Origin of the sequence: Nocardiopsis sp. MT53 (assembly GCF_019598965.1) — a bacterium.
GTDB classification, from domain to species: Bacteria; Actinomycetota; Actinomycetes; order Streptosporangiales; family Streptosporangiaceae; genus Nocardiopsis; species Nocardiopsis changdeensis.
Map to the genome: position 1 here is coordinate 3,168,734 of NZ_CP080599.1, position 25,701 is coordinate 3,194,434.

Sequence of the window (25,701 nt, forward strand, 5' to 3'; positions counted from 1 at the left end):
CATAACCGAGAGTATTGGTCGGTCAGTTTCGCAGCCCGAGGAGCCCGCGGCACGCCCACACGGTCGCCAGGTGTCCGAGCACACCCGCGGCCACGGCCGCCGCCGGCGCGGCGACCCCGCCGAACAGGTGCTCCGCCGCCAGGGGCAGCCCCCCGAACCACAGCAGGCACCCTCCCGCCGCCACCAGTACGGGCCGCCCCAGCGGCCGCAGCACCACGTGCCCCCGCAGCTGCCACAGCGGCAGCCCCTTGCGCACCAGCACCGCCGCCACCAGCGCCAGCGCGCCCCCCGTCGCCCCCGCCGCCGGCACCAGCAGCAGGCAGCCCGCCACGCTCACCGCCAGCGCCAGCAGGTTGTTGAACAGGTTCACCCCCGTGCGGCCCGCCATCGTGAGGATGAGGTCGCCCATCCCCAGCAGCGACGCCGCCAGCTGCCCGACGCAGACCACGGCCAGGGCCGTCGCCCCCGCCGCGTACCCCTCGCCGAACACGCCCATCACCTCGGGGGCGAACACCAGCGCCGTCAGGTACAGCGGCCACGTCAGGCACATCAGCCACGAGCTCCCCGCCGCGTACAGCGCGCGCACCCCGTCGTGGTCCCCGGTGGCCAGCTGTTCGGCGAACCGCGGCTGCGCGGCGGACAGCACCGTCTGCGCACCGAACTGCCCGACCACCATCACCCGGGTGGCCGCGGTGAACACCGCGGCCCCCGTCAGGCCGCCCAGCAGCGCCGTCAGCACCACGCCCCCGCGCTGCACCCCCATCTGGGCCACGCCCGCCACCGCCCGCGGCAGCGAGAACGACCAGAACTCGGCCGGCGACACCGGGTCGGGCGCCCGCGCGCCCTCCGCGCCGGACCCGTCCGGCGCCCCCCGCCGCAGGATCCGGCCCAGCCAGAACCACGCCAGCACCGCCGCCGGCAGGTACGGACCCGCCCACGCCAGCGCCAGGACCCCCGCCGACCCCGACAGGGCGATGGCCGCCACCAGGCCCAGCTGCGCCAGCGGCCGGCCCACCTTGTCGAGCACCGCCGTCGCCGTCATCGTGTGGTGCGCCCGGGTCGCCGCCAGCGCCGTGTCCAGCAGCACCGCGAACGGCAGGAACACCGCCAGCAGCCGCAGGTACACCGCCGCGTCGTCGGTCCCCAGGGCGTCCGCCATCGGCCCGGCGAACGCCGCCATCAGCACCGCCGCCGCGCACGCCGCCAGCACGGCCGGGACCGTCGCCAGCCGCACCAGCCGCGGCACCGCCCCCGGGCGGCCCAGCACCCGGAGCCGGGCGATGAAGTACACCAGTCCGTCGGGCGCCCCGACGTTGGCCACCGCCGCCGCGATGAGGAACACCGACGTCGCGGAGAACAGCAGCCCCGCGGCCTCCTGGGTGAACGCCCGCGTGACCGCCACGATCAGGGCCAGGTTCAGCCCGGCCCCCACCACCGCGCCCGCCATGTTCACCAGGCCGCCGCGCAGGACGCGGCGCAGCCCCGGGTCGCTCCGCTCGGCCAGCTCGGTCATGCGCACCACGACGGGGTCCGCCCCCACCACCGGGCCAGCCGCCGGTCGCTCTCGGCGAACCGGGCCGCCAGCTCCGCGCGCAGCCCCGCGGGCATCCCCGTCCGCTCGCGCGCGTTGTGCCGGCCCGGCACCCGGTCCGGTCCCGGCGGCAGCCCCAGGAAGTCCTCGATCAGCCGCAGCTCGCGGGTGGTCCCGTCGAACAGGTCGGCGTAGTCCGCCACGTACATCCGGTCCCGGCCCAGGTGCTTCTCCATCCGCTCCAGCTGGTCCGCGTAGCGGCCGCGGGCGATGTACCCGTGGTGCTGGTGGGAGTGGGAGACGTACGCCGGGTCGGCGGCCAGCTTCTCCTCCTCGCCGGCCAGGCGGGACTCCTCCAGCTCCACCGCCCGCGCGAACGGCTCGGTCTCGTACCCGCGCGCCGTCTCGTGGGCGTGCGCCGAGTAGGCCCGCTCCACCGGGTCGCGCAGGATCACCACCACCCGGACCCACGGCAGGTCGCGGGCGATCCTCTCGGCCGCCAGCGGGTGGAACAGGTAGTAGGGGCTGGACTCGAACGCCCGCACCGGCGGCCGCCCCCGCAGGGACACCCGCAGCGGGAAGTGCGCCCGGTACCAGGACGCCCCGCGGTGGTAGCCGGTGTCGAAGTAGTGCACCCCCTTGCGCAGCACCGGGCCGGTGGCCGCCGGGTTCTGGCACAGGGACTTGTACAGCGACGTCGTCCCGCTGCGCTGCGCTCCGCAGACGAGGAAGTCGGGCAGGGCCCGGGCGGGCGCGGTGACCGCCCCCCAGGCGTCGGCGAGCGGTAGGACCGCCCGCCGGACCGGAGCGGCCAGTCGTCTGGTCAGGGGTGCGGTGCGCCGTGGCATCACGTACCTCGTCGTTTCCGGGATCGGTCGGGTTAGGGACAAGCGCGGGGCGGCGGGCGGCCGGAGCGGCGGCCGCCTCAGCCCCCCGCTCGGGCGGCCTCGTGCGCCGCCCGCTCCTGGAGCCCTTCCAGGGCGGGCAGCAGCCAGTCGTCCACCGCGGCCAGGTGGACGCCCGTCTCGTCCTGGCGGTCGTGCAGGTAGCGGGTGGCCAGGTCGATCAGGTACAGGGACATCACCGTGGAGACGGTGTGCGGGGCCAGTCCGAGCTCGGTCATCAGGGGGTCGCGCAGCAGCCGGGCCCCGCTCTCCAGCCACCGGTGCACGCCGGGGTACACCCCGGCCTGCACGCACTCGTTCAGGTCGTAGTGCAGGGCGTCGAACCCGGCGGGCGCGTCCAGCGACAGCCGTTCCCAGTCCCACACGAACGACCGCCGCGCGGTCCCGGCGATGTTCCACCGGGTCAGGTCGCCGTGCCAGGCCCCGAAGGGCAGCACCACGTCGGGCAGGCCGTACAGCGCCGACATCAGCGGCCCGGCCTCCGGGCGGGCGCCCAGGGCGGCGATCCGCTCCTCCAGGGAGCGCCGGTAGGCGCTCTCCGACAGGCGCCGCCGCCGCACCTCCACCAGCGAGGTGATCTGGGTGACGCAGCGCAGGAGCTGGCGGCGGGTGGGCCGGTCGGTCTGGTCGCCGACCGGCAGGGCCTCCTGCACCAGCAGCGGGCGGCCGTTCCACTCGCCCTGGTACATCAGGCGGGGCACGGTGACGTCGCGCAGCCGGGAGTCGGCGAGCAGGCGCAGCGCCCGCGCCTCGGCGACCACCAGCCGTCCGGTCAGGTCGTTGACGGCGACCTTCGCGTAGCCGATGGTCCGCCCTCCCGGGGTGAGCAGCAGCAGCACGGGCTTGCGGTTGGCCCGCGGCGGCCCCACGTGGATGGCGATGGTCAGCTCGCGGTCCAGCGCGGCGGCCAGCGCGTGCTCGATGCCCGGCCCGGCGCCCACGTACAGGCGGTCGCGCAGCAGCAGCGGGGCGACCCCGGTGGCGAACGCGCCGGTCAGCACCAGCCGGCGCAGCCGCTCCCGCAGGGAGTGCCCCTGCGAGAAGGACGCGATGCCCCGGGTGGCCGCCGACCGGTTGTGCGCGGGCAGGATCACCCGCGGGTCGTAGGCGTTGGGCACCGGCAGGTACTGGTTGCCGCGGCCCCGGCCGCGCGCGGTGCCGTCGCCGTGGCCGAGCAGCCCGCCGCACGGCCACAGCACGGCCGCGAGGTCGGTCAGATAGGTCGTCTCACCGTTCATCGGGACCCCCGCCCGTGCGCGCGGTCCCGCGGCGGAGCAGGGGCTCCTCGTCCCGCCACAGCAGGGCGACGGCCACCATGGTCACGGCCAGCGGAGACATGAGCGCGACGTAGAAGAACATGTACCAGAACAGCAGCAGCACGGTGAGCAGGGCGGCCTGGCCCGCGACCGTCACCGCGGACCGGTACCGCCAGGCCACCGCTGCGAAGAAGCCGAGGAACAGGGCCGTGCCCACCCAGCCGCTCGCGATCAGCGTCATCCACAGCTGGCCCGCGTTGCCGATCACGTGCTGCCCGCAGCCGGGGCAGTCGTGCGAGGGGCCGATCGCGATGGAGTCGGAGCTGCCCAGGGTCTCCCGGGTGGTGCCCCAGCCCAGCACGGGGGACAGGTCGGCCGCGGCCACCGAGGCCGCGTTCGTCGCGGCACGGCCGTCGTCGCTGTGCGGGGCGTCGGCCCGCGCCCGCACCACGTCGGCCAGGGGCGACAGCGCCAGCACCCCCAGGGCCAGCACCGCCACCAGCGCGCAGGCCGCCACCGGCAGCACCCGGCCCCGGCGCAGCGCGACGAACCCGGCGTAGAGCAGCGACAGCGCCAGCCCCGCCCACAGCGCCCGGTTGAGCGAGTACACGATCGGCACCACCGAGAGCACCACGGCCGCGGGCAGCGTCCAGCGCGCCCACAGCGGTGTGCTCCGGCGGTCGATCAGGAGCACCGCGGACCACACCAGCAGCAGGGAGATCATGTACCCCCACACGTTGGTGTACTCCCACGGCGCCTTGGGGCGCGCCGAGTCGTAGCCGAAGATGTCCATGACCTGGGCGGACGCCGGATGGATCAGGGTCCGCATGAAGGGGTCGGAGGCCAGCCCGCCGGGCAGCAGGAGCTCCAGCGGGGCGGTGAACTCGAACCGGGGCGCCAGCATCCCCAGGTACCCGCCCGCGATCGTGGTCAGGCCCAGGGCGCCGAGCGCCGCCACCACCGCGCGGGTGGGCAGCTCGCGCTCGGTGAGGTTGCCGACGTACAGCAGCAGCACCGTCAGCACCGCGTAGTTGGCCACCCGCAGCACGGCCCCGCCGTAGCCGCCGCTGCCCGGGACCGCGCCCGGCATGTCCAGCGGCACCAGGGCCAGGCCCAGCACCGACCACACCAGGAACAGCGCCCACAGCCAGAACGCCGGGGGGACGCGCAGGCCGACGGTCCGGTGGCGGCGCACCAGTTCCAGGGCCATCGGGACGGCGAACACCCAGTAGGCGAACTGGCCCAGGCCCAGCGCCCACCACAGCGGGTACCCGGCCAGCAGCCACAGCAGCGGGCGCCCGGTCACGGCCCGCGGCCCCCGGGCGAGGGTGGCGGGCACGACCGTGCGGGGTTCGGCCGCGGGGTGGACGCGGGCCATCAGCGCCGGGCCCCGGCGGAGTCGGCGGGCACGACCACGGTCTCCTCGTCCTCGGACTCCTCCTCCGGAGCCTCGGGGTCGGGGGCCGCGGGGGTCTCGCTCACCCGGACGATCCCGGACGCGGACCGTTCGGTGCCGTCCCGGCCGGCGGCCGGGGCCCCGGCCGCGGGGGCCGCCTCGGGCGGCGGGCCCGGCAGCGGCTGGCGGGGCAGCACGATCACGCCCGGGGCGTCCACGGAGAAGCGTTCGGCGGCGGCCGTCAGCTCGGCCAGCTCGGCGCGCGGGGTGCGGTCCAGCTCGACGACGGGCAGCAGGAGGTCGGCGGCCCCGGCCACGGCGTGGACGTCGGCGCGCTCGCTCGGCGGCGGGACCGCGACCACCACGTGCTCGGCCTGCTCCCGCAGCAGCCCCAGCAGGTCCGCCATCGCGGTGTCCTGCACCGGCGCGGCCGCCCCCGGCCGCCCGTGCCGCAGCACCCGCAGCCGCGGCGCGGCCTCGGGGCGCACCTCCAGCCCGGCCGGGTCCTCGCCGTCCACCAGCGCCTCGGCCAGACCGGGGCCCTCGGGCAGGCCGAGCAGCTCGCCCACGGTGTCCGACCGCGGGTCGGCGCACACCAGCAGCGTCTCCGAACCCGTCCGGGCCAGGGCCGCCGCGACGTTCACGGCCGCGGCGGTGCCGGCCCGGCCGGGCGTGGTGGCGGCGACCACGAGCACACGGCCCGCGCGCGGGCCCTCCCCGCCCGCGGCCGGGGTCCGGCCGGCGTCCCCGGCGGAGCGGGCGCGGATCAGGTGGACCAGCGACTGGACCCGCTGGCCCCCGGCGCGGTCCTCGCCCAGCAGCCCGGGGGTGCGCCCGCCCCGCTCGGGGCGGCACGCGGACAGGTCGAGCAGGACCGGCAGGCCGCCCAGGCGCTCGGTCTCCTCGACGTCGTGCAGGCGGCGGTCGGTGCGGTCGCGGAGCACGGCGGCGCCCAGCCCGGCCAGCAGGCCCAGGGCGGTGCCCGCGGCCAGCCACAGCGGCGGGTTGGGGGAGGAGGCGCGCTCGGGCAGGTCCGCCGGGATGATGGTCCGCCCGGGCTCGACGGTCTCGCGCAGCGCGGCCAGCGGGGCGACGCTGCCGCTCACGGAGGTGATGTCCTGGCGCACCGCCTCGGCGCGGGGGTCGGCGGCCCCCGACGCCCCGATCACCCGGCCCAGCTCCTCCTCCAGGCGTTCGCGCTCGCCGCCCAGCGCCTCCAGGTGGGCGCCGATGAGGCCGTCCACCCGCTCCGCCCGCCGGTCGAGGTAGGCCTCGGAGTAGGCGGCGGCACCGGCGCGGGCGGCCTCGGGGGAGCCCGCGGTGTAGTGGATCTCCAGCACGTTGCTGTTGGGGGGGACGGTGACGTCGACGTTCTCGCGCAGGCCGTCGGCGGTGGCGGGGGAGCCGGTGGCCTCGGCGACCAGCGCGGCGGCCGCGGCGGACACCTCCTCCGAGCGCAGGACCTGCGCCTCCGTGTCGAGGTTCACATCGCCCGCCAGGCGGCCGGACTTCTCCCCGGTGAACTCCGCCATCCCGGTCGGCAGCACCTGGACGGCGGCCGTGGAGGTGTAGGAGGCGGGGACCGCGAGCACGCCGGCCAGAGCCAGGGCCGCACCGCCCGCCACCCCGGCGGCCACCATCCGCCAGCGGCGGCGGAGCAGGGCGGTGTACTCCTTCAGTTCCGGTCCGGGGGATCCGGGGACGACGGTGTCCATCGAGACCTTTCCGTGTCTACCTGACAGCACTTTTAGTGAACGATTGGATACTAAGTGTAATCCCTTGGGTCGTGCGCGCAGGTTGGGGAAAGGTCCGTTTCCCCAGGGAAAAGCGACCGGAAAGAACGCCGGAGGGGGCGGCGGGCCCCTGCCCGCCGCCCCCTCCGGGACGTTCGGTACCGCCGTACCGCTATGCCGCGCTCAGGCGCCGGTCACCCACGAGGGCAGCTCGGTGCCGGAGATCCACTCCTCCTCGCACGCCTTCTGGGTGGACACCGTGTGCGCCCGCGCCGAGCAGTCCCGGTACTGGATCAGCTGCTCGTTGAAGACCACCGAGACCGCGATCATCGCGACGGACACCACGATCCCCGCCACGCCCACCGCCACGCTCGCCAGCGCCATCGGGGCCTCGGAGCTGTTGCGCCGGGCGGCCCGCCGCGCCTGGATGCCCTGGACCAGGCCGAACGCGGACAGCACCCCGCCGTAGGGCGGCAGGAACAACCCGGCCACCCCGAAGAACAGGCCCCACAGCCCGCCGCGCTCGACGCGGGGGCGGTCGTCCTCGGAACGCGGCTCCGGGCGATTGTCGGTCAAGGTTCCACTCCATTCGAGCGGCACCCCCGGCGGGGGCCCGCGTCACACTGCGCCTTGAAGCGGAGGCTACCGGCCGCCGACGACTTCCGGACCGGTCGGGGCCGGTCGGAGGTCCGCGTCACACGCCGCCCCCAAGGTCACCTCTCGTGGGTCCGACGCTACCCGGCCCGATAGGGTGGTCCTGCGGACGGGCCCTCGCACGGCCCAGGCCCGGGATCTGTACCGGGTGTACGCGTTTTCCGGATGCTGCGCCGTCCCCCGGTGCCCCCGGAGTACGGGAGAGGACTCCCGCACCGTTCTCTAGTACATGGGAGAAGCATTGTCCGCGCGAGTGGTGGTACTCATATCGGGCACGGGCAGCAACATGGCCGCCCTCCTGGACGCGGCGAAGGACCCGGCCTACGGGGCCGGGATCGTCGCCGTCGGGGCCGACCGCGAGGGGACCCGGGGCATCGCACTGGCCCGCGAGGCCGGCGTGCCCGTGTTCACCGTCCCCTTCCGCGACTACACCGACCGCGCCCGCTGGAACGCCGACCTCGCCGAACGCATCGGGGAGCACGCCCCCGACCTGGTCGTCTCCGCCGGATTCATGCGCATCCTCGGGCCCGAGGTCGTCGGCCGCTACACCGCCGTGAACATCCACCCGGCGCTCCTCCCCTCCTTCCCCGGCGCTCACGCGGTGCGTGACGCGCTCGCCCACGGTGTCCGAGTCACCGGCACCACCATCCACTTCCTCGACGAGGGCGTCGACTCCGGGCCGATCATCGACCAGGTGGCGGTCCCCGTCGAGGACGACGATGACGAGTCCAGCCTCCACGAGCGCATCAAGGCCGTGGAGCGGCGCATGCTGGTCGACACGGTCGGCCGCCTGTCCCGCGAGGGCTGGACCATCGACGGCAGGAAGGTGCGGTTCGGCCGGGCCGACCGCACCGAGCAGAGCGTCGCGGAGGCGACCGAACCGAAGGAGGACCGGTGACCCAGCAGGCCATCCGGCGTGCGTTGATCAGCGTGTACGACAAGACCGGCCTGGAGGGGCTGGGCGCGGGCCTGGCCGCGGCCGGGGTGGAGATCGTCTCCACCGGCTCCACCGCGGCGCGGCTGCGCGACGCGGGCGTCCCGGTCACCCGGGTCGAGGACGTCACCGGCTTCCCCGAGATCATGGGCGGCCGCGTCAAGACCCTCCATCCGTCCGTGCACGCCGGGCTCCTCGCCGACCAGAACAACCCCGACCACGTGTCCCAGATCCAGGAGCTGGGCATCGCCCCCTTCGACCTGGTCGTGGTCAACCTGTACCCGTTCCGCGAGACCGTCGCCTCGGGCGCCTCCGAGGCGGAGTGCGTCGAGCAGATCGACATCGGCGGCCCCGCGATGGTGCGCGCCTCCGCCAAGAACCACTCCAGCGTCGCGGTCGTCGTCGACCCCGCGTCCTACGGCTCCGTCCTGGAGGCGGCACGCGGCGGCGGGTTCACCCTGGAGCAGCGCAAGCGCCTGGCCGGGCTCGCGTTCCAGCACACCGCCGCCTACGACGCGGCCGTCGCCGGGTGGTTCTCCGACACCTACGCCCCCGACGCCGAGGCCGCCCAGACCTCCTGGCCGGACTTCCGGGCCGCCGTCCACACCCGCAAGGCCGTCCTGCGCTACGGCGAGAACCCGCACCAGGACGCCGCCCTGTACGTCCCGGCGGGCGTGCCCGCGCACGGCCTGGCCGGCGCCGAGCAGCTGCACGGCAAGGCCATGTCCTTCAACAACTACGTGGACACCGACGCCGCCGTGCGCGCCGCCCACGACTTCGACGACCCCTGCGTCGCCATCATCAAGCACGCCAACCCGTGCGGCATCGCCGTGGGCGCCGACAACGCCGAGGCCCACCGCAAGGCGCACGCCGCCGACCCGGTGTCGGCGTTCGGCGGCGTCATCGCCACCAACCGCCCGGTCGGCGAGGAGCTGGCCGCCCAGATCTCGGAGATCTTCACCGAGGTCGTGGCCGCCCCCGGGTTCGAGCCCGCCGCCCTGGACATCCTCACCCGCAAGAAGAACATCCGCCTGCTCAAGGTCGGGGCGGCCGCCGGCCCCGCGGTGGAGACCCGGCAGATCAGCGGCGGCCTGCTCGCCCAGTCGGTCGACCGCATCGACGCCCCGGGGGACGACCCGGCGAACTGGACCCTGGCCACCGGCGACCCCGCCGACGAGGCGACCCTGGCCGACCTGGTCTTCGCCTGGCGCGCGGTGCGCGCGGTCAAGTCCAACGCCATCCTGCTCGCCACCGACGGCGCCACCGTCGGCGTCGGCATGGGCCAGGTCAACCGGGTCGACTCCGCGCGCCTGGCGGTGTCCCGGGCCGGGGACCGGGTGGCGGGGTCGGTCGCGGCCAGCGACGCGTTCTTCCCCTTCCCCGACGGCCTGGAGATCCTCACCGGGGCCGGGGTGCGCGCGGTCGTGCAGCCCGGCGGCTCGGTCCGCGACGAGGAGGTCGTCGCGGCGGCCAAGGCGGCCGGGGTCACCATGTACCTGACCGGCACCCGGCACTTCTTCCACTAGGAGACCCAGGCATGAGCGCGATCGTTCTGGACGGCAAGGCCGTCGCCAAGTCCATCCGCGAGGACCTCACCGAGCGGGTGGCGCGCCTGCACGCCCGGGGCATCACCCCGGGCCTGGGCACCGTCCTGGTCGGCGACGACCCGGGCAGCCACTCCTACGTGCGCGGCAAGCACCGCGACTGCGCGCAGGTGGGCATCGCGAGCATCCGCCGCGACCTGCCCGAGAGCGCCACCCAGGAGGAGGTGGAGCAGGCCGTCCGCGAACTCAACGAGGACCCGGCCTGCACCGGCTACATCGTGCAGCTGCCGCTGCCGCGCGGCCTGGACGAGAACCGGGTGCTGGGCCTGATCGACCCGGCCAAGGACGCCGACGGGCTCCAGCCCTCCAACCTGGGCAGGCTGGTGCTGATGCAGGAGGCGCCGCTGCCCTGCACCCCGCGCGGCATCGTCGAGCTGCTCAACCGCTACGACGTCCCGCTCAAGGGCGCCGAGGTGGTCGTGGTCGGCCGCGGGGTCACCGTGGGCCGCCCGCTGGGGCTGCTGCTGACCCGCCGGTCGGAGAACGCGACCGTCACCTTGTGCCACACCGGCACCCGCGACCTCGCCGAGCACACCCGCCGCGCCGACATCATCGTCGCCGGCGCCGGGGTGCCCGGGCTCATCACCAAGGACATGGTGCGCCCCGGCGCGGCCGTGCTGGACGTCGGTGTCTCGCGCACCGAGAACGGCCTGGTCGGCGACGTGGTCCCGGACGTGGCCGAGGTGGCCGGGCACATCTCGCCCAACCCCGGCGGCGTGGGCCCGATGACCCGCGCGATGCTGCTGGTCAACGTGGTCGAGGCCGCCGAGCGCCAGGCCGCGGCGCTGTAGCCGCGCGAGCCGGACACATGGGGCGGCGACCCGGCCGGGTCGCCGCCCCATGCCGTGCCCCGGCCGTACCGATCTGAGAGGTCGGGAACGCGGGAAGCGGGAGGGCCTCCCGGTGGCCGGTGGGACGTCGCGATCCACACCGATACCGGAGGCCCTCCCGGTTCGTCTCAGACGGGGGAGGTGTCACCGACCTGCATGGTCGGTGCACCTAGCCGGCGGCGCGCTGGGGGCGGTGGCCGGTCGGGAGCGGGCGCACCAGGCCCAGGGCGACCACCTCGTTGGCCAGCCGGGTGCGCCGGTTCTGGCCCTCGGGGATGCGGAACTTCTGGTACAGCCGCAACAGGTGCTGCTTGACCGCCGCCTCCGTCACCACCAGCACCTCGGCGATGTCGCGGGCGGTCGCCGGGGCGACGAACGCCTCCTCCGAGAGCGCGGGCTGGCACAGCGCCGTCAGCACGTCCAGCTCCCGGCGGGTGAGCTCGGGGGAGGTGCTGCGGCGCAGCTCCACGTCCGGGCTGATCTGCTCCTGGGGCAGGCCGCCGACCCGGCAGCGGGCGGTGCCGAAACTCACCACGTCGCCCTCCTCCAGGACGCGGCGGGCGATGGGCCGGCCGTTCACCCGGGTGCCGTTGCGGGACAGGCCCATGTCCACCACGTACACGTAGGGGCCGCGGCGGACCAGCTCGGCGTGCAGGAGGGAGACGCTGGGGTCGTCGAGGCGGATGTCGGCGCCCTCGCCGCGGCCGACCGTGGTGACCTCGCCCGCGAGTTCACAGATCTCCCCGGACTCTTCGACCCGGAGATAGGGCCCGTCCACGGTGGCTCCTCCCGGGCTCTGATAACGCTGCCGGTGGGTGTGCGGACGACGGTGGGGCCGAGGGGCCGTGGTTCGTGGGGTGGGCTTCATGGGGGTGGGACCTCGCTCACCGGTGCACTCGTCTCCAGGTTGGTTACCCGGGTGCCGAGCGTTCTACGCGCTTACTCCGGAGTTAGGCGGATAAGGCGCGGAAATACGGCCATGTGGCCGAACCGGAAGCGGGAAACGGACTCTGCGGCTCCCCGACGGGTACCGGACCGTTTCCGTGAGCCCTGAGGCGGTGGCGACGCGGATCATTACAATGGCCCTGACTCTCCCGGTCCGAAAGCACGGTCGGTGACCGGAGCCACCTGGAACATGAGCCGTTCCGTCGGAGTGCTCCGTTTCGGACACCCGCGCGTCGTCGCGTGGCCGGTCTGTGCCAGTTCCGGGTGGGAGATCGTGGACCAGGCGATGCGGAGCGCGGTGAACAGGGTGGAGCTGGCGGAGTTGTCGGACACGGACGAGGGGACGCCCGCACCGGAGGAGCGCACGGCCCCGACCTGGCTCGTCCAGGTGCCCTACGTCCTCGTGCTGTCCGCGCTGGCCGCGGGCGTCGTGATCGTGGCGGCCGCCTACTTCAAACGGGGGCCGGCGGTCATCGCGGGCGCCCTGCTGCTGGCCGCCGCCTTCCGGGCCTTCCTGCCCGCCGAGTGGATCGGCATGCTCGCCGTACGCCGCCGCTGGGTCGATCTCGTCACGTTGGCCACCATGGCGGTGCTGCTCATCGTGCTCGCGTGGGTGGCGCCGCAACTGTCATCGTAGGCGTCTAATAAGCTTGATATCGAGATACCGCGACACCGACGAGCCACCCCCTCCCCGGAGAGCACGGACCGGGCGGGATCAGGGGATCGCCGCGCGCGGAAGCCGGTGTCCGGCCACGAGCCGGGCGCCGTCCACCGCCGCACGAGGTGGTGGCGAAGATTGAAGGGACAGCCACACAGCCATGGCCAAGATCAAGGTCGAGAACCCCGTAGTCGAGCTCGATGGCGACGAGATGACCCGGATCATCTGGTCCTTCATCAAGGACCGCCTGATCCTCCCGTACCTCGACATCGACCTGAAGTACTACGACCTGGGCATCGAGGAGCGCGACCGCACCGATGACCAGATCACCGTCGACGCCGCCAACGCCATCAAGGAGCACGGCGTCGGCGTCAAGTGCGCCACCATCACCCCGGACGAGGCCCGGGTGGAGGAGTTCGGCCTGAAGAAGATGTGGCGGTCGCCCAACGGCACCATCCGCAACATCCTCGGCGGCGTCGTTTTCCGCGAGCCGATCATCTGCGAGAACGTGCCGCGCCTGGTCCCGGGCTGGACCAAGCCGATCATCATCGGCCGCCACGCCCACGGCGACCAGTACAAGGCCACCGACTTCAAGGTCCCCGGCCCCGGCACCGTCACCATGACCTACACCCCGGCCGACGGCAGCGAGCCGGTCGAGTTCGAGGTCGCCAACTTCCCCGAGGCCGGCGGCGTGGCCATGGGCATGTACAACTTCCGCAAGTCCATCGAGGACTTCGCGCGGGCCAGCCTCAACTACGGCCTGGACCGGAACTACCCGGTCTACATGTCCACCAAGAACACGATCCTCAAGGCCTACGACGGCATGTTCAAGGACGTGTTCCAGGAGATCTACGAGACCGAGTTCAAGGAGCAGTTCGACAAGGCCGGCCTCACCTACGAGCACCGCCTCATCGACGACATGGTCGCCTCCGCGCTCAAGTGGGAGGGCGGCTACGTCTGGGCCTGCAAGAACTACGACGGCGACGTCCAGTCCGACACCGTCGCGCAGGGCTTCGGCTCCCTGGGCCTGATGACCTCCGTGCTGCGCACCGCCGACGGCCGGACCGTCGAGGCCGAGGCGGCGCACGGCACCGTCACCCGCCACTACCGGCAGCACCAGCAGGGCAAGCCCACCTCCACCAACCCGATCGCCTCCATCTTCGCGTGGACCCGCGGTCTGGAGCACCGGGCCAAGCTGGACAACACCCCCAAGCTGCTGGAGTTCGCCACCACCCTCGAGGACGTCGTCATCAAGACCGTCGAGGGCGGCCAGATGACCAAGGACCTCGCGATCCTGGTCGGAGCCGAGCAGGAGTGGCTGACCACCGAGCAGTTCCTCGCCGCCCTGGACGAGAACCTGTCCAAGCGCCTGGCCTGAGGAGTGCGGCGCCCGCTCCGGCCCCCTGCCCCGGGCCCGGGCGCCCGCACCGGGACGTCTTGAGCCGACGCCCCCGGTGATCTCCGCCACGTCCGGCCGTCCCCGCGAGGGGGCGGCCGGACGCTTTGTGTGACGACTTCGGCACTCTCGATGAAATTCCCCGGCGTGTTTCCCCGATTCTGCGGACATCGGCGCCGCCGGGGTGGGATGATGACTGCGTCGGGTCACGGAGCCAGTGCGACATAGGACACGTGAACTCGATTCGCACCTTGTGCGAACTTTGACTTACAGTGGAGTCACGCCGGTGAGAACCGGCAGGCCAGAGCGGGTTTCGCCGCTCAGGCCCCACGAGCCGACGTGCCGGCCGTGCGCCCGCTGGGGGGTAGGCGCGCACAGTACGGAACGTCACGAAGAAGGGCCCGGTGCTTCGGCACCGGGCCCTTCGCCTTTCCCGCCCCGACCGCCGCGGGGCCGGGTCTCCGGGGGAGCGGGGGAGGGGCAGGGGGGACGACGTCCGAGGGGGCTCGGGGGTCAGTCCTGGAAGGCGCTGTCGGGGATCGGCTCGCCCTCCTGCATCGCCGTGAACATCTCCTGGGACAGGGCCTCGTCCCACTGGACCACCGAGCCCACGTCGGGCAGCGTCGGGGTGGCGCCCACCGGGATCGCGGTCGTCTGCGTGCCGCCCCGCATGGCCAGCAGCATCGTCGCCAGGTGGCGCAGCCGGTCGCCCTCGTCGACCACGAACATGTCCGTGCCCTCCAGCACCAGCGGCACCGACTTGAAGGGGTTGAACAGCGTCCCCGGGGCGCTGGCCTCCTGCACCAGGGCGGAGAAGAACTCCCGCTGGCGGGCGATCCGGTCCAGGTCGGCCCGAGCGGTGGCGCGGGTGCGCACGTACCCGAGCGCGGTGCCGCCGTCCATCGTCTGGCAGCCCGCCTCGATGTCCAGGCCCGCCTTGGGGTCCTCCATCGGCTCCTCGGGGCACAGCTCCACGCCGCCGACGGCGTCGACCAGGCCGACGAACCCGCCCATGCCGATCTCCACGTAGTGGTCCACCCGCACGCCCGAGGCCTGCTCGAAGGTCCGCACCAGCGGCGCCGGGCCGCCGCAGACCTCCTCGCCCTCCTCGTCGGTGCCGCAGACGGCGTCGGCGAAGGCGGTGTTGATCTTGTTGGGGGCGTAGCCGGGGATGGCCAGCTGCACGTAGGAGTCGCGGGGGACGCTGATGATGGTGGGCTCGGCGTCGTCGGTGTCGGGGATGTACAGCAGCATGATCGTGTCCGTGCGGCGGCCCTCGGCCCGGCCGGTGGACAGCTCCCGGATCTGGTCGTCGTCCAGCCCGTCGCGGCTGTCGGAGCCGACGATCATGTACACGTCGCCGTCCTGGCGCTCGGGGCGGCCCTCGTAGTCCTGGAGGGCGTCGACCCGCTGCAGGCGCGCGTTGGACCACAGGTAGAACCAGGTGGGCAGCACCAGCACCGCGGCCAGCAGCACCACCAGGGTCACCACGGTCACGTTGCGGGCCTTGCGGGCCGTCCTCTGGCGGCGCCGCCGGGTGCGGCCGGTTCCGTCGTACTCGCGCCCGGCGTGGTGGGTGCGGCGCTGCGGGCGCTCGGGCCGCAGCGGGGGGACGTCCCCGGCCGCGGGCATCCGCCGGGTCTCGCCGACGACCCGCTGCTCCGATTCCCGGCCCCGGTACAGCTTCTCGAACGCGTCGGCCCCGTCCCCGCCCCCGGCGCCCTTGCGCCGGAAGACACCCGGTCTGTCGTGCTCACCGGTCGGGTCGGAGCCTTCCCGGTGCCGTCGGTCTGCCATCGAACCGCCTATCTCCTCCGCGACGCAGAAGGTCCGTGGTCACGGCCTCCACTGTGTGGGATCGCAGAAAGGGTAGCGGGGTTCGATGAACCGACCCTGATCCGGAACCGGGGGATATTCCGGAGGCGTCCCCGGGGTGCGGAGGCGGCCGCGGGCCGCCCCCGTGGGGAGCGCCCCCGGTCAGCGCAGCCGGTGCGCCCCGGCGGCCGGGAGCGCCGAGCGCACCCGCGGCGGCACCAGGCCCCGGCCGGCGAAGGCCTCCTCCAGGGCGGCGCCGATGCCCGCCACCCGGTCGTCGGCGGCCAGCGCCAGGGCGGTGCCCGCCCAGCCGCTCATCCTCACCCCGCGAGCGCCCGCCCGGCCGGCGGTCTCCACCGCCAGCTCCACCTCGGGCACCGGGAGCCCGGCCCGGCGCAGCGACAGGTGCGAGGCCGTGAGGATCACGCCGACCTCCCCGAACCGCTCGGCGCGCAGCAGGCCCACCACCGCGTTCAGGCGGTGCACCTCGGTCACCGCGTACTCCACCCGGCGGCGCTGGGCGGGGGAGGGCAGCCGGGACAGCGCGGCGGGCAGGTCGCGGACGGACCTCAGCGGCCCCAGGACCTTCCCGGCGCGCTCCAGGTCGGCGGCGTGGCCGGGCCGGGGGTCGCGGCGGGGCAGCGCCCCGGTGTCCACCACCAGCAGGCACAGGTCCTCGGCGGCCGGGTCGAAGGGCAGCACGGTGGTGCCGAGGGTGCGCAGGTTGACCCGGACGGCGCAGCCGGGCCGGGCGGCCAGGGACACCCGCTGGTCCACGGTGCCGCCCTCCGGGGGCGGGCCCCCGGCCAGGTCGGCCAGGGCCAGCGCCACCGCCGCCCCCACCGCCCCGGAGTACCCCAGGGAGGCGTCGCCGGGCAGGTCGGAGCCGAGCATCACGCGCAGTCCCGTCCCGGCCTCCAGCAGCCCCGTGCGGCGCGCCGCGGCCACGGCCCGGGCCACCGCCGCGCCCTCCGCGCCGCGGGCGCGCAGCGGCCCGCTGAGCGCCGCGGTCCGCACCCCGGGGTCGCCGGGCACGGCCCCCACGGCGGCCGTCACCCCCCACGGCAGCGCCGCGTACAGCCCCACCCCGCCCGAGGGGGCGGTGTGCTCGCCCAGCAGCGCGACCCGGCCGGGGGCGTGCCACACCCCCGCGGGCGGCTCCCCGAACAGGGCGTCGAAGCCCTTGGCCAGCCCGTCGGCGTCGGGCGCCTCCGTCGGCCATTCCCCCCGCGGCCCCGCCGACCGCATGCCCAGCGCGGCCCTCCACCGCGCCCCCGCGCCCCCCACGTCGTCACCCTTCCCCCGGTCGGCCTCTGTCCCTCCAAGTCTGCCCAAGTCCGGGAGTGTCCGGTGTGGGACCTTCGCGACAGAGCGGGTAGGCCGTTAGCGTTGCGGTTCGACGAGGTGGGGGAGGGCGCGGTGGCCTCGGTGCTGGACAGGGCCAGGGAGACGGTCCGGCACTACCGGAACACGTCCATGGACGCCTACTGGGCGCTGCGCCGGCGTCGGCCGGGGGTGGACCACCTGGTGCGGGCCTACGAGCGCTACGCCGACCGCAACGGCAACCAGCTGGCGGGCGCGGTCACCTACTTCGCGTTCCTGTCGTTCTTCCCGCTGCTCGCGCTGGCGTTCGCCGCGGTCGGGTTCGTGCTGGCCACGCTCCAGATCGAGCTGGGCGGCCAGCTGGACCGGGCGCTGGACGACGTGCTGCCCGGCCTCTCGGAGCAGCTGCCCATCGACCAGATCGCCGACGCCCGGGTGGGCGCCGGCCTGTTCGGCCTGGTGGGCCTGCTGTACGCGGGCCTGAACTCGGTGTCGGCGCTGCGCGAGGCCCTGCACTCGATCTGGCTGAAGAACCCTAAGGAGGGCCCCAACCCCTTCCTCGCCAAGGGCGCGGACCTGCTGGTGATGATCGGCCTGGGCCTGGCCCTGCTGCTGTCGGTCTCCGTCACCGGTGTCGCCCAGGCCGCCACCCGGTGGCTGCTGTCCCTGGTCGGCCTGGACGGGTCGATCGTGGCGAACATCGCGCTGCGGCTGCTGGCCCTGGCGATCGCCATCGGCGCGAACGCGCTCATCTTCATGCTGGTGTTCGCGCTGCTGTCCGGCAGCGGGCGGCCCGCCCGCACGATGTGGCGGGGCGCCCTGCTGGGCGCGGTGGGGTTCGAGGTCCTCAAGGCCGCGGCGGCGCTGCTGCTGACCGGGACGCTGAGCAACCCGCTGTACGCGTCGTTCGCGGTGCTGGTGGGCCTCCTGGTCTGGATCAACCTGGTGATGCGCCTGGTCATGTTCAGCGCCGCGTGGACGGCGACCCGGCTTTCGGTGCCGCCGCCCTACACGGGCTCGCTGCCGCTGCCGGAGGAGAACGGCATCGACTGGACCCGGCCCGCCCCCGTCGTACGGGTGGACCCGGTCGAGGCGGCCGAGCGCAGGCGGGTGCGGCGCGGCCTCGCGGCGGGGCTCTCGGCGGCGGGGGCGCTGGGCGCGGGAGGGCTCACGGCGTGGCTGTTGCGGCGGCGGAAACGTCCTGTTGCCTAGTGTGACACTCTGTTAGCGGAAAATGACGCCGAAGGTCCCCCGTGCCCGTATGTTCCAGGTTCCGAGGGGGTAGTCCTCCCGTGTCCCGGCCGAGAGCCCCGCCGGGGCGCGACCGGTTCGCCGAACGAAAAGTTCGGCAGACTCCCCCCTCGGAGGGCAGATGGGAACCGCATTCAAGTCGTCCGAACGCGCGACGATCGGCGTGGAGTGGGAACTCCAGCTCGTCGACCGCCGCAACCGGCACCTGCGGCAGGAGGCGCAGAAGCTCCTCTCCGAACTCCCCGAACTCAGTTCCGCGGCGGTGGTCCCCCCACTGCGCCACGAGCTGATGCAGTCCCAGGTGGAGGTCGTCACCGGGATCTGCGAGACGGTCGAGCAGGCCAAGGACGACCTGGCCCGCAACGTCTCCCGCATGCGGCAGGTGCTCGCACCCTGGGGCACCACGCTCACCTGTTCCGGCACCCACCCCATCGACGACTGGCGGGACCAGGACTTCAGCCCCGGCGCCCGGTACCGGGAACTCGTCGAGCAGATGCAGTGGGTCGCCCGGCGCATCCTCACCTGCGGCGTCCACGTGCACGTGGGCGTGCGCCACCAGGACAAGGCCATTCCCATCGTGAACGCGCTCGCGAGGTATCTCCCGCATTTTCTCGCTTTGAGCGCCTCCAGTCCATTCTGGGCGGGTCACGATACCGGTCTGGCCTCCGCCCGCTCCGTGATCTTCGGCGCGCTGCCCACTTCCGGTCCGCCGCCGAACCTCCCGAACTGGTCGGCTTTCGAGGAATACCTCGAAACGCTTCTCAGGGCGGGTACCATCGCATCCATCAAAGAAGTGTGGTGGGACATTCGTCCGCACCCGGATTTCGGGACCATCGAGATCCGGATGTTCGACGGGATCCCCACCCTGCGCGAGGTGGGAATGGCCGCCGCGCTCTCCCAGAGCCTGGTGGAGTTGTTCGATCACCAGCTCGACCGCGGGTATCGGCTGCCCAGCCCGCCGTCCTGGCTGGTGAGGGACAACAAGTGGCGGGCCACCCGCTACGGGCTCGACGCTCGCGTCATCACGGACGGCCGAGGGACCACCGTCCCGATCCGTGACGACCTCTACGAGCTGGTCCGCGAACTGAGGCCGGTCGCGACCCGGCTGGGCTGCGCCGAGGACCTGGACCTGATCTCCGAGATCCTGGACAAGGGCGCCTCCTACGAGCGTCAGCGCGCGGTCATCGCCGAGGGCGGCACCCTCGACGACGTCGTCGACATGCTCGCGGCCGAGCTCGACGACGGACCCACCCGTGCAGGGGTCGGTGCCGGCGACGGCGCCGGCGCTCGGTAAGACATGGGCGAAAGCGTAGAGAGGGCCCTCGTATGCAGGGACGAGACCTGCCGGAACAGTTGACCGCTTTTCTGGCGCGCCGCGAGCGGGACTTCATCGGCTTCCGCCGTGACCTGCACATGCACCCCGAACTCGCCTTCGCCGAGCATCGCACCACGGGGCGGATCGTCGAGCACCTGCGCGGGGTCGGGCTGCACCCCAGGGTGCTCCCCGGCGGCACCGGGCTGGTCTGCGACATCGGCTCGGGCCCCGGGCCCACCGTCGCCCTGCGGGCGGACATCGACGCCCTGCCGCTCACCGACGAGAAGGACGTCCCCTACCGCTCCACCGTCCCGGGGGCCGCGCACGCCTGCGGCCACGACGTCCACACCACGGTCCTGCTGGCCGCCGGGGTCTTCCTGGCCCAGCAGGACCGGGCGGGCGCCCTGCCCGGCCGGGTCCGGCTGGTCTTCCAGCCGGCCGAGGAGCTGCCCGGCGGCGCCGTCGAGGTGATCAACGCCGGGGCCCTGGAGGGCGTCGACCGGATCTTCGCGCTGCACTGCGACCCCCGGCTGATGGTCGGCCGGGTGGGCCTGCGCACCGGCGGCATCACCGCCGCCTGCGACCAGCTGACGGTCCGGCTGTCCGGCCCGGGCGGGCACACCGCGCGCCCCCACCTGACCGCCGACCTGGTGTACGCGATGGGCAAGGTCGTCACCGAGCTGCCCGCCGCGCTCTCCCGCCGCATCGACCCGCGCGCCGGGTTCAGCCTGGTGTGGGGCCGCATCAGCGCCGGGTCGGCGCCCAACGTCATCCCCGACGACGCGGTCGCCGAGGGGACCGTGCGCTGCCTGGACGACGAGGCGTGGCACGCGGCCCCCGACATCGTCAAGGGTCTGGTGGAGTCGGTGGCCGCCGCCTACGGGGCCGACGCCGAGGTCACCTACAAACGCGGCGTCCCGCCCACCATCAACGAGGCGTCCAGTGTGGACGTCATGCGCGAGGCCACCGCCCTGGCCCTGGGGCCGGACGCGGCCTCGCCCACCCCGCAGAGCCTGGGCGGGGAGGACTTCGCCTGGTACCTGGAGAACGTCCCCGGCGCACTGGCCCGGTTGGGCACCCACTCGCCGGACTGGGACGGGCCCATGCTGGACCTGCACCGCGGGACCTTCGACGTGGACGAGCGCGCCATCGGCGTCGGCACCCGGTTCCTGGTGACCACGGCCCTCACCGCCCTGGCGGCGGACGGCCGCGACCGCGTACCGGCCGCCGAGGAGGCGGTGTCCTTCTGAGCCCTCCGGCCCCCGGCGCGACCTGCGCGGACGCCGTGGATCTACCGGGTTCCCGGTAACTTCGCGCCGGGGTGTCGGGCCGGGTGCGGCGCCGGTGGCATTCTGAGTACATGAACCAGCCACTCACAGTCGAACAGATCCGGCGGGCGCCCAAGGTGCTCCTGCACGACCACCTCGACGGCGGGCTGCGGCCCGCCACGGTGGTCGAGCTGGCCCGGGAGGTCGGATACAAGGACCTGCCCACCTACGACCCGGTGGAGCTGGGGCACTGGTTCCGCGAGGCCTCCGACTCCGGTTCGCTGGAGCGCTACCTGGAGACGTTCGCGCACACCACCGCGGTCATGCAGACCCGCGACGCCCTGGTCCGGGTCGCCGCCGAGGCGGCCGAGGACCTGGCCGCCGACGGCGTGGTCTACGCAGAGCAGCGCTACGCCCCCGAGCAGCACCTGGAGCGCGGGCTCACCCTGGAGGAGGTCGTCGAGGCCGTCCAGGAGGGGCTGGAGCTGGGCGAGAAGCGCGCCGCCGACGCCGGGCGGGGCATCCGCACCGGGCAGCTGGTCACCGCCATGCGCCACGCCGCGCGGTCCTCGGAGATCGCCGAGCTGGCCGTCCGCTACCGCGACGCCGGGGTGGCCGGGTTCGACATCGCCGGGGCCGAGGCCGGCAACCCGCCGACCCGGCACCTGGACGCCTTCGAGTACCTGCGCCGGGAGAACTTCCACTTCACGATCCACGCGGGCGAGGCGTTCGGCCTCCCGTCGATCTGGGAGGCCCTCCAGTGGTGCGGCTGCGACCGGCTCGGCCACGGCGTGCGTATCATCGACGACATCACCGTCACCGAGAACGGCGCGCCCCGCCTGGGCCGGCTGGCCCAGTACGTGCGCGACAAGCGCGTGCCCCTGGAGATGTGCCCCAGCTCCAACGTGCAGACCGGGGCCGCCCCCTCCATCGCCGAACACCCCATCGGCCTGCTGCGCGACCTGCGCTTCCGGGTGACGGTCAACACCGACAACCGGCTGCAGAGCGGTACCAGCCTGTCGGAGGAGTTCGCCCGGCTCTCCGAGGCCTTCGGGTACGGCTGGGACGACGTCCAGTGGTTCACGGTCAACGCCATGAAGTCGGCGTTCCTGCCCTTCGACGAGCGCCTGGCGCTCATCAACGGTGTCATCAAGCCCGGCTTCGCGCAGCTGAAGTGGGCGGCCGACCGATGAGCGGACCGGCGGCGGGTGCCAACCCGACGGTGCACTACTCCCTCTTCTCCCGGGTCCTGGCCGTGGTCTGGATCGTCGTCGCCGTGCTCCTGCTGGCCGACCTGTTCCTTCGCGGCCAGGGGCCGGAGATCCGGCTGTACGGCGCCGTCCTGGTGGCCAGCGTCGCGCTGGTGTACCTCGTGTGGCTGCGCCCGCGCATCGTGGTCACCGAGCGGGGCCTGCGGGTGATCAACCCGCTGCGCGAGACCTTCGTCCCCTGGGCGGCCGTGCGGTGGGTGGACGTGGTCGACGTGCTGCGGGTGCACACCACCGACGGGGTCGTGCGCTCCTGGCCGCTGCGCGAGACCAAGCGCGCCCGGGTCCGCGACAACCTGCGCCGCGAGGGCGGGTTCATGGATGGGCCCGACGAGGAGGACCCGCGGGAGATGCGCCCGATGGACCGGGCCGCCCTCCAGCTGCGCCAGGACGCCGAGCGCCACAAGGCGCGCCCGCTGGCCGGCCCGATCCGCGACATCGACGAGGCGGGGCCCGCGGCGCTGGGCGCCGAGGACCGCCCCCAGACGATGGTCTCGGTCGAGGTGGTCGTCATCGCTGGCGCCGTCGCGGTCCTGGTCGCGGCGGCCCTCCTGCTGGCCTGAGCCCCCTCTCCCGGATCCGGACCCGGTCCCCGCCCGCGCGGGGGCCGGGTCCTTTCTTCGTCGGTGCGCGGGGTTGACGGGACCCGGTCGGCTCTGGTTAGGTAAGGCATGCCTAATGGAGAGTGTTCCGGGCGGGAGGGCTTCGCGCGGATGGCCGCCCGCCCGGACCTTCTCCGAGGCGCCACGCTGTTCTGACGAGCTGTTCCGACGAACAACGGGAAGAGGAAACGGTGTCCCACGGCCCGTGAGTCCAACGGGGTCTGCGGGGATCCTGCACGGGCGGGACACCGGAGCGGGGCACACGCCTCCGGACGGAGCACGGCCGGTACCGTCCACCCCAAGGCCTCGGGGTGTACGCTCGCCACGCCGGTACCGGACGGGTCCGTTCGGAGGCGGCCCCGCGACGACGCCTCCGGGCCGCGTCGCGCGATCGAAGGACCTGCGGGGGTCCCGCGCGACGCGCCCGGAGAGCGCCGAGGGACCCGGCACCGCCGGGTCCCTCTCCTTTCCCCCGACCGGGCCCTCAGGCCCGGACCAGCAGCCGGTTGAGCAGCTCGCCCAGGCGGCGCGCCCGCTGCCGGACGATCTCCATGGCCCGCTCCCCGTCGAACGGCTCCAGCACCGCGCCCAGGGCGTCGTTGCTCACGATCGACAGCCCCAGCACCTCGGCGCCCATCTCCACGGCGGCGATGGCCTCCAGCGGGATCGACCGCCCCACCACGTCCGCCCCCGCCTGGCGCAGCACCTTCGACTCCGTGGGGGTCTGCAGCTGCGGCCCCGGTGTGGCGGCGTACACCCCCTCCGCGAGCGAGGCGTCCACCTCGTGGACGAGCCGGCGCAGCCGCGGGCTGTACACCGACGACAGGTCCACGAACGTCGGGCCGACCAGCGGGGACCGCGCCGTCAGGTTGATGTGGTCGCTCAGCACCACCGGCTGCCCGGGCGCGATGTCCACCCGCAGGGAGCCCACCGAGCCCGTCAGCACCGCCAGCCGCGCCCCGGCGGCGATGCCGGTGCGCACCGCGTGCACCACCCGCATCGGGTCGTGGCCCTCGTACAGGTGCAGGCGCCCTGTGAAGACCACCACTCGTTTGTCGCCCACCCACATGCTGTGGACGGTGGTGCCGTGGCCCTCCCCGGCGGGCGCCAGGAAACCGGGCAGCTCCCGCGCCTCGAACCCGATGTCCGGCGAACCGAGCGTGTCCACCGCGTCCGTCCACCCGGAACCGAGCACCACCAGGGCGTCGAAGCCGTCGGCCCCGGCCCGGGTCAGGAGTTCGTGCGCCGCGTCGGCCGCCAGTGCCCGGGCCTCGGCGGTCGTCGTCGGCGGCTGCTCTGTTTCACTCACACAGCGGATGCTACCGCCGTGTAGCCGGATGATTCCGGAACGCAACGCTACGGTGGCGGTAAGGGGAATGCCCGACCCCCGGCCGGGGCGGGTGCGGAATCCGCCGGTCGGTATGGCCGACAATAGGGGTAAGGCGAGAGAACCACATGCCGCCCCGTCATGCCCACCGCCCCCGACCGGGACGGGCGGTACGACGGCCGGCCGCAGAGGGAGTGAAGCAGAGTGACGAAGGTCGTGATCATCGGGGGCGGTCCCGGGGGCTACGAGGCGGCACTGGTCGCCGCGCAGCTCGGCGCGGACGTGACGGTGGTGGACCGCGACGGCATCGGCGGCGCCTGCGTCCTCACCGACTGCGTTCCCTCCAAGAGCCTGATCGCCACCTCCACCCGCACCACCTACGTGCGCGAGTCCGAGAACCTGGGCATCCAGGTCGACGACCAGCTCGACGGCAAGTCCTCGGTGCGCGTCGACATGCCCACGGTCAACAACCGGATCCTCGCCCTGGCCCAGGCCCAGTCCGACGACACCCGCGCCCGGCTGGTCAAGGAGGGCATCGAGGTCGTCAGCGGCGAGGCGCGCCTGGTCGACCCGCGCATCGTCGCCGTCGGCGACACCCGCATCCGCGCCGACGTCGTGCTCGTCGCCACCGGCGCCCACCCGCGCGAGCTGCCCTCGGCCCGGCCCGACGGCGAGCGCATCCTCACCTGGCGCCAGCTCTACGACCTCGACGAGCTGCCCGAGAAGCTCATCGTCGTCGGCTCCGGCGTGACCGGCGCCGAGTTCGCCAGCGCCTACCAGTCCCTCGGCTCGAACGTGACCCTGGTCTCCTCCCGCGAGCACGTCATGCCCACCCAGGACCCCGACGCCGCCCGCGTGCTGGAGGAGGTCTTCCTGCGCCGCGGCATGACCGTCCTCAACCGCACCCGCGCCGAGTCGGTGGTGCGCACGGAGGACGGGGTGCTGGTCACCCTCTCCGACGGCCGCACCGTCGAGGGCTCCCACTGCCTGATGACCGTCGGCATGATCCCCAACACCGACGGGCTCGGCCTGGAGGAGGCCGGCGTGCGCCTGGGCCGGGGCGGGTTCGTCGAGGTCGACCGGGTCTCGCGCACCACCGTCCCGGGCGTGTACGCGGCCGGCGACTGCACCGGCGTCAACATGCTCGCCTCCGTGGCCGCCATGCAGGGCCGCATCGCCATGTGGCACGCCCTGGGCGAGGCCGTCGCCCCGCTGAAGCTGTCCACGGTGGCCTCCACCGTGTTCACCCACCCCGAGCTGGCCGCCGTCGGCGCCAGCGAGGACGACGTGCGCAGCGGCCGCATCGACGGCCGCTCCGTCACGCTGCCGCTCAACACCAACCCGCGCGCCAAGATGAACGAGGTCAAGGACGGCTTCGTCAAGCTCATCTGCCGCCAGCACACCGGCATCGTGCTGGGCGGCGTCATCGTCGGGCCGCGCGCCAGCGAACTGATCCTGGCCGTGTCGGTGGCCGTGCAGCAGAGGCTGACCGTGGACGACCTCGCGCACACCTTCGCGGTGTACCCGTCCCTGTCGGGCAGCGTCACCGAGGCGGCCCGCTCCCTGATGCTGGCCTCACCGGAGTAGGCTCCAGAGCAACGGCCCGAGCCCCGCGGCCGGGCCGTTTTTACGTTTCCTTAACGCCGATGAGAGTAGCGTCCTGTTGTGATCTGTCCCAAATGCCAAAGCA

Annotated in this window: 21 protein-coding genes; 11 read left to right on the forward strand and 10 right to left on the reverse strand. The window is 73.7% G+C overall.

All coding sequences use genetic code 11. The annotated features are described in order from the left end of the window. Positions 1-22: 22 nt before the first annotated feature. The 6 genes from K1J57_RS14150 to K1J57_RS14175 all read right to left on the reverse strand — a co-directional run bounded on the left by K1J57_RS14150 (position 23) and on the right by K1J57_RS14175 (position 7,397). Positions 23-1,513: a lipopolysaccharide biosynthesis protein gene (locus K1J57_RS14150; protein WP_255647174.1), complete on the reverse strand. Its 1,491-nt coding sequence runs from the start codon at positions 1,511-1,513 to the stop codon at positions 23-25. After that, on the reverse strand, positions 1,510-2,379 hold the full coding sequence (locus tag K1J57_RS14155) for a sulfotransferase domain-containing protein (RefSeq protein ID WP_220564878.1): 870 nt from the start codon (positions 2,377-2,379) through the stop codon (positions 1,510-1,512). The genes K1J57_RS14150 and K1J57_RS14155 overlap by 4 nt, the downstream gene beginning before the upstream one ends. Before the next feature lie 77 nt (positions 2,380-2,456). Then, positions 2,457-3,674 (reverse strand): aminoglycoside phosphotransferase, encoded by a 1,218-nt coding sequence (locus K1J57_RS14160; protein WP_220564879.1) that lies wholly within the window; start codon positions 3,672-3,674, stop codon positions 2,457-2,459. Next, positions 3,664-5,070 (reverse strand): ligase, encoded by a 1,407-nt coding sequence (locus K1J57_RS14165; protein ID WP_255647048.1) that lies wholly within the window; start codon positions 5,068-5,070, stop codon positions 3,664-3,666. Before K1J57_RS14165 ends, K1J57_RS14160 begins: the two co-directional genes overlap by 11 nt. Further along, positions 5,070-6,803: a chain length determinant family protein gene (locus K1J57_RS14170; RefSeq protein ID WP_220564880.1), complete on the reverse strand. Its 1,734-nt coding sequence runs from the start codon at positions 6,801-6,803 to the stop codon at positions 5,070-5,072. Before K1J57_RS14170 ends, K1J57_RS14165 begins: the two co-directional genes overlap by 1 nt. A gap of 201 nt (positions 6,804-7,004) precedes the next feature. Further along, on the reverse strand, positions 7,005-7,397 hold the full coding sequence (locus K1J57_RS14175) for a DUF4190 domain-containing protein (protein ID WP_220564881.1): 393 nt from the start codon (positions 7,395-7,397) through the stop codon (positions 7,005-7,007). 331 nt (positions 7,398-7,728) lie between these two features. Here K1J57_RS14175 and purN point away from each other — a divergent pair, with 331 nt between their 5' ends. The 3 genes from purN to K1J57_RS14190 are packed head-to-tail and all read left to right on the forward strand — an operon-like array spanning position 7,729 to position 10,804. Next, positions 7,729-8,373 carry a phosphoribosylglycinamide formyltransferase gene (purN, locus tag K1J57_RS14180; RefSeq protein WP_220564882.1) on the forward strand — a complete coding sequence of 215 codons (645 nt, stop codon included), beginning with the start codon at positions 7,729-7,731 and terminating at the stop codon, positions 8,371-8,373. Further along, on the forward strand, positions 8,370-9,935 hold the full coding sequence (gene purH / locus K1J57_RS14185) for a bifunctional phosphoribosylaminoimidazolecarboxamide formyltransferase/IMP cyclohydrolase (protein ID WP_220564883.1): 1,566 nt from the start codon (positions 8,370-8,372) through the stop codon (positions 9,933-9,935). Before purN ends, purH begins: the two co-directional genes overlap by 4 nt. A gap of 11 nt (positions 9,936-9,946) precedes the next feature. Continuing rightward, a complete protein-coding gene (locus K1J57_RS14190; protein ID WP_220564884.1) occupies positions 9,947-10,804 on the forward strand; it encodes a bifunctional methylenetetrahydrofolate dehydrogenase/methenyltetrahydrofolate cyclohydrolase in 858 nt (285 codons plus the stop codon). Between the two features lie 208 nt (positions 10,805-11,012). Here K1J57_RS14190 and K1J57_RS14195 read toward each other — a convergent pair whose 3' ends face one another. Further along, positions 11,013-11,621, reverse strand: coding sequence for an FHA domain-containing protein (locus K1J57_RS14195; RefSeq protein WP_220564885.1), 609 nt, complete (start codon positions 11,619-11,621; stop codon positions 11,013-11,015). Positions 11,622-11,978: 357 nt separating this feature from the next. On the opposite strand from K1J57_RS14195, the gene K1J57_RS14200 reads away from it, so the two are divergent. Further along, positions 11,979-12,425, forward strand: a complete 447-nt coding sequence (locus tag K1J57_RS14200) for a DUF3017 domain-containing protein (RefSeq protein ID WP_370634659.1) — start codon at positions 11,979-11,981, stop codon at positions 12,423-12,425. A 181-nt stretch (positions 12,426-12,606) separates the two neighbouring features. Beyond that, positions 12,607-13,824, forward strand: a complete 1,218-nt coding sequence (locus tag K1J57_RS14205; protein WP_220564886.1) for an NADP-dependent isocitrate dehydrogenase — start codon at positions 12,607-12,609, stop codon at positions 13,822-13,824. A gap of 531 nt (positions 13,825-14,355) precedes the next feature. Here K1J57_RS14205 and K1J57_RS14210 read toward each other — a convergent pair. Continuing rightward, complete coding sequence (locus K1J57_RS14210) at positions 14,356-15,639, reverse strand: LCP family protein (RefSeq protein WP_220564887.1); 1,284 nt, start codon at positions 15,637-15,639, stop codon at positions 14,356-14,358. 180 nt (positions 15,640-15,819) lie between these two features. Then, positions 15,820-16,944, reverse strand: coding sequence for a galactokinase family protein (locus K1J57_RS14215; RefSeq protein ID WP_220565540.1), 1,125 nt, complete (start codon positions 16,942-16,944; stop codon positions 15,820-15,822). Between the two features lie 102 nt (positions 16,945-17,046). Between K1J57_RS14215 and K1J57_RS14220 the strand changes: the two genes are divergently transcribed. The 5 genes from K1J57_RS14220 (at position 17,047) to K1J57_RS14240 (ending at position 22,645) form a co-directional block, all read left to right on the forward strand. Then, on the forward strand, positions 17,047-18,192 hold the full coding sequence (locus K1J57_RS14220) for a YihY/virulence factor BrkB family protein (RefSeq protein WP_255647049.1): 1,146 nt from the start codon (positions 17,047-17,049) through the stop codon (positions 18,190-18,192). A 160-nt stretch (positions 18,193-18,352) separates the two neighbouring features. After that, positions 18,353-19,525: a glutamate--cysteine ligase gene (locus K1J57_RS14225; RefSeq protein WP_220564888.1), complete on the forward strand. Its 1,173-nt coding sequence runs from the start codon at positions 18,353-18,355 to the stop codon at positions 19,523-19,525. A gap of 32 nt (positions 19,526-19,557) precedes the next feature. Then, positions 19,558-20,796 carry a M20 family metallopeptidase gene (locus tag K1J57_RS14230; RefSeq protein WP_220564889.1) on the forward strand — a complete coding sequence of 413 codons (1,239 nt, stop codon included), beginning with the start codon at positions 19,558-19,560 and terminating at the stop codon, positions 20,794-20,796. Between the two features lie 110 nt (positions 20,797-20,906). Further along, positions 20,907-22,007 carry an adenosine deaminase gene (locus K1J57_RS14235; protein ID WP_220564890.1) on the forward strand — a complete coding sequence of 367 codons (1,101 nt, stop codon included), beginning with the start codon at positions 20,907-20,909 and terminating at the stop codon, positions 22,005-22,007. Further along, the gene (locus K1J57_RS14240; RefSeq protein ID WP_220564891.1) at positions 22,004-22,645 is read left to right on the forward strand and encodes a PH domain-containing protein; all 642 of its coding nucleotides are present in this window, start codon (positions 22,004-22,006) and stop codon (positions 22,643-22,645) included. The genes K1J57_RS14235 and K1J57_RS14240 overlap by 4 nt, the downstream gene beginning before the upstream one ends. Positions 22,646-23,168: 523 nt before the next feature. Here the strand turns inward: K1J57_RS14240 and K1J57_RS14245 are convergent. Next, positions 23,169-23,993: a purine-nucleoside phosphorylase gene (locus K1J57_RS14245; protein WP_220564892.1), complete on the reverse strand. Its 825-nt coding sequence runs from the start codon at positions 23,991-23,993 to the stop codon at positions 23,169-23,171. A 222-nt stretch (positions 23,994-24,215) separates the two neighbouring features. On the opposite strand from K1J57_RS14245, the gene K1J57_RS14250 reads away from it, so the two are divergent. Next, entirely contained in the window at positions 24,216-25,598 is a 1,383-nt protein-coding gene (locus tag K1J57_RS14250) for an NAD(P)H-quinone dehydrogenase (protein ID WP_220564893.1), read from the forward strand. Positions 25,599-25,701: the final 103 nt, after the last annotated feature.

What these genes read in the sequence shown, in the direction of transcription:
- K1J57_RS14240 (WP_220564891.1), top strand. Translation starts at nt 22,004, where the DNA reads ATGAGCGGACCGGCGGCGGGTGCCAACCCGACGGTGCACTACTCCCTC.
- K1J57_RS14150 (WP_255647174.1), bottom strand. Translation starts at nt 1,513, where the DNA reads ATGACCGAGCTGGCCGAGCGGAGCGACCCGGGGCTGCGCCGCGTCCTG.
- K1J57_RS14165 (WP_255647048.1), bottom strand. Translation starts at nt 5,070, where the DNA reads ATGGCCCGCGTCCACCCCGCGGCCGAACCCCGCACGGTCGTGCCCGCC.
- K1J57_RS14170 (WP_220564880.1), bottom strand. Translation starts at nt 6,803, where the DNA reads ATGGACACCGTCGTCCCCGGATCCCCCGGACCGGAACTGAAGGAGTAC.
- K1J57_RS14160 (WP_220564879.1), bottom strand. Translation starts at nt 3,674, where the DNA reads ATGAACGGTGAGACGACCTATCTGACCGACCTCGCGGCCGTGCTGTGG.
- K1J57_RS14235 (WP_220564890.1), top strand. Translation starts at nt 20,907, where the DNA reads ATGAACCAGCCACTCACAGTCGAACAGATCCGGCGGGCGCCCAAGGTG.
- K1J57_RS14205 (WP_220564886.1), top strand. Translation starts at nt 12,607, where the DNA reads ATGGCCAAGATCAAGGTCGAGAACCCCGTAGTCGAGCTCGATGGCGAC.
- K1J57_RS14225 (WP_220564888.1), top strand. Translation starts at nt 18,353, where the DNA reads ATGGGAACCGCATTCAAGTCGTCCGAACGCGCGACGATCGGCGTGGAG.
- K1J57_RS14210 (WP_220564887.1), bottom strand. Translation starts at nt 15,639, where the DNA reads ATGGCAGACCGACGGCACCGGGAAGGCTCCGACCCGACCGGTGAGCAC.
- K1J57_RS14155 (WP_220564878.1), bottom strand. Translation starts at nt 2,379, where the DNA reads ATGCCACGGCGCACCGCACCCCTGACCAGACGACTGGCCGCTCCGGTC.
- K1J57_RS14200 (WP_370634659.1), top strand. Translation starts at nt 11,979, where the DNA reads ATGAGCCGTTCCGTCGGAGTGCTCCGTTTCGGACACCCGCGCGTCGTC.
- K1J57_RS14190 (WP_220564884.1), top strand. Translation starts at nt 9,947, where the DNA reads ATGAGCGCGATCGTTCTGGACGGCAAGGCCGTCGCCAAGTCCATCCGC.
- K1J57_RS14230 (WP_220564889.1), top strand. Translation starts at nt 19,558, where the DNA reads ATGCAGGGACGAGACCTGCCGGAACAGTTGACCGCTTTTCTGGCGCGC.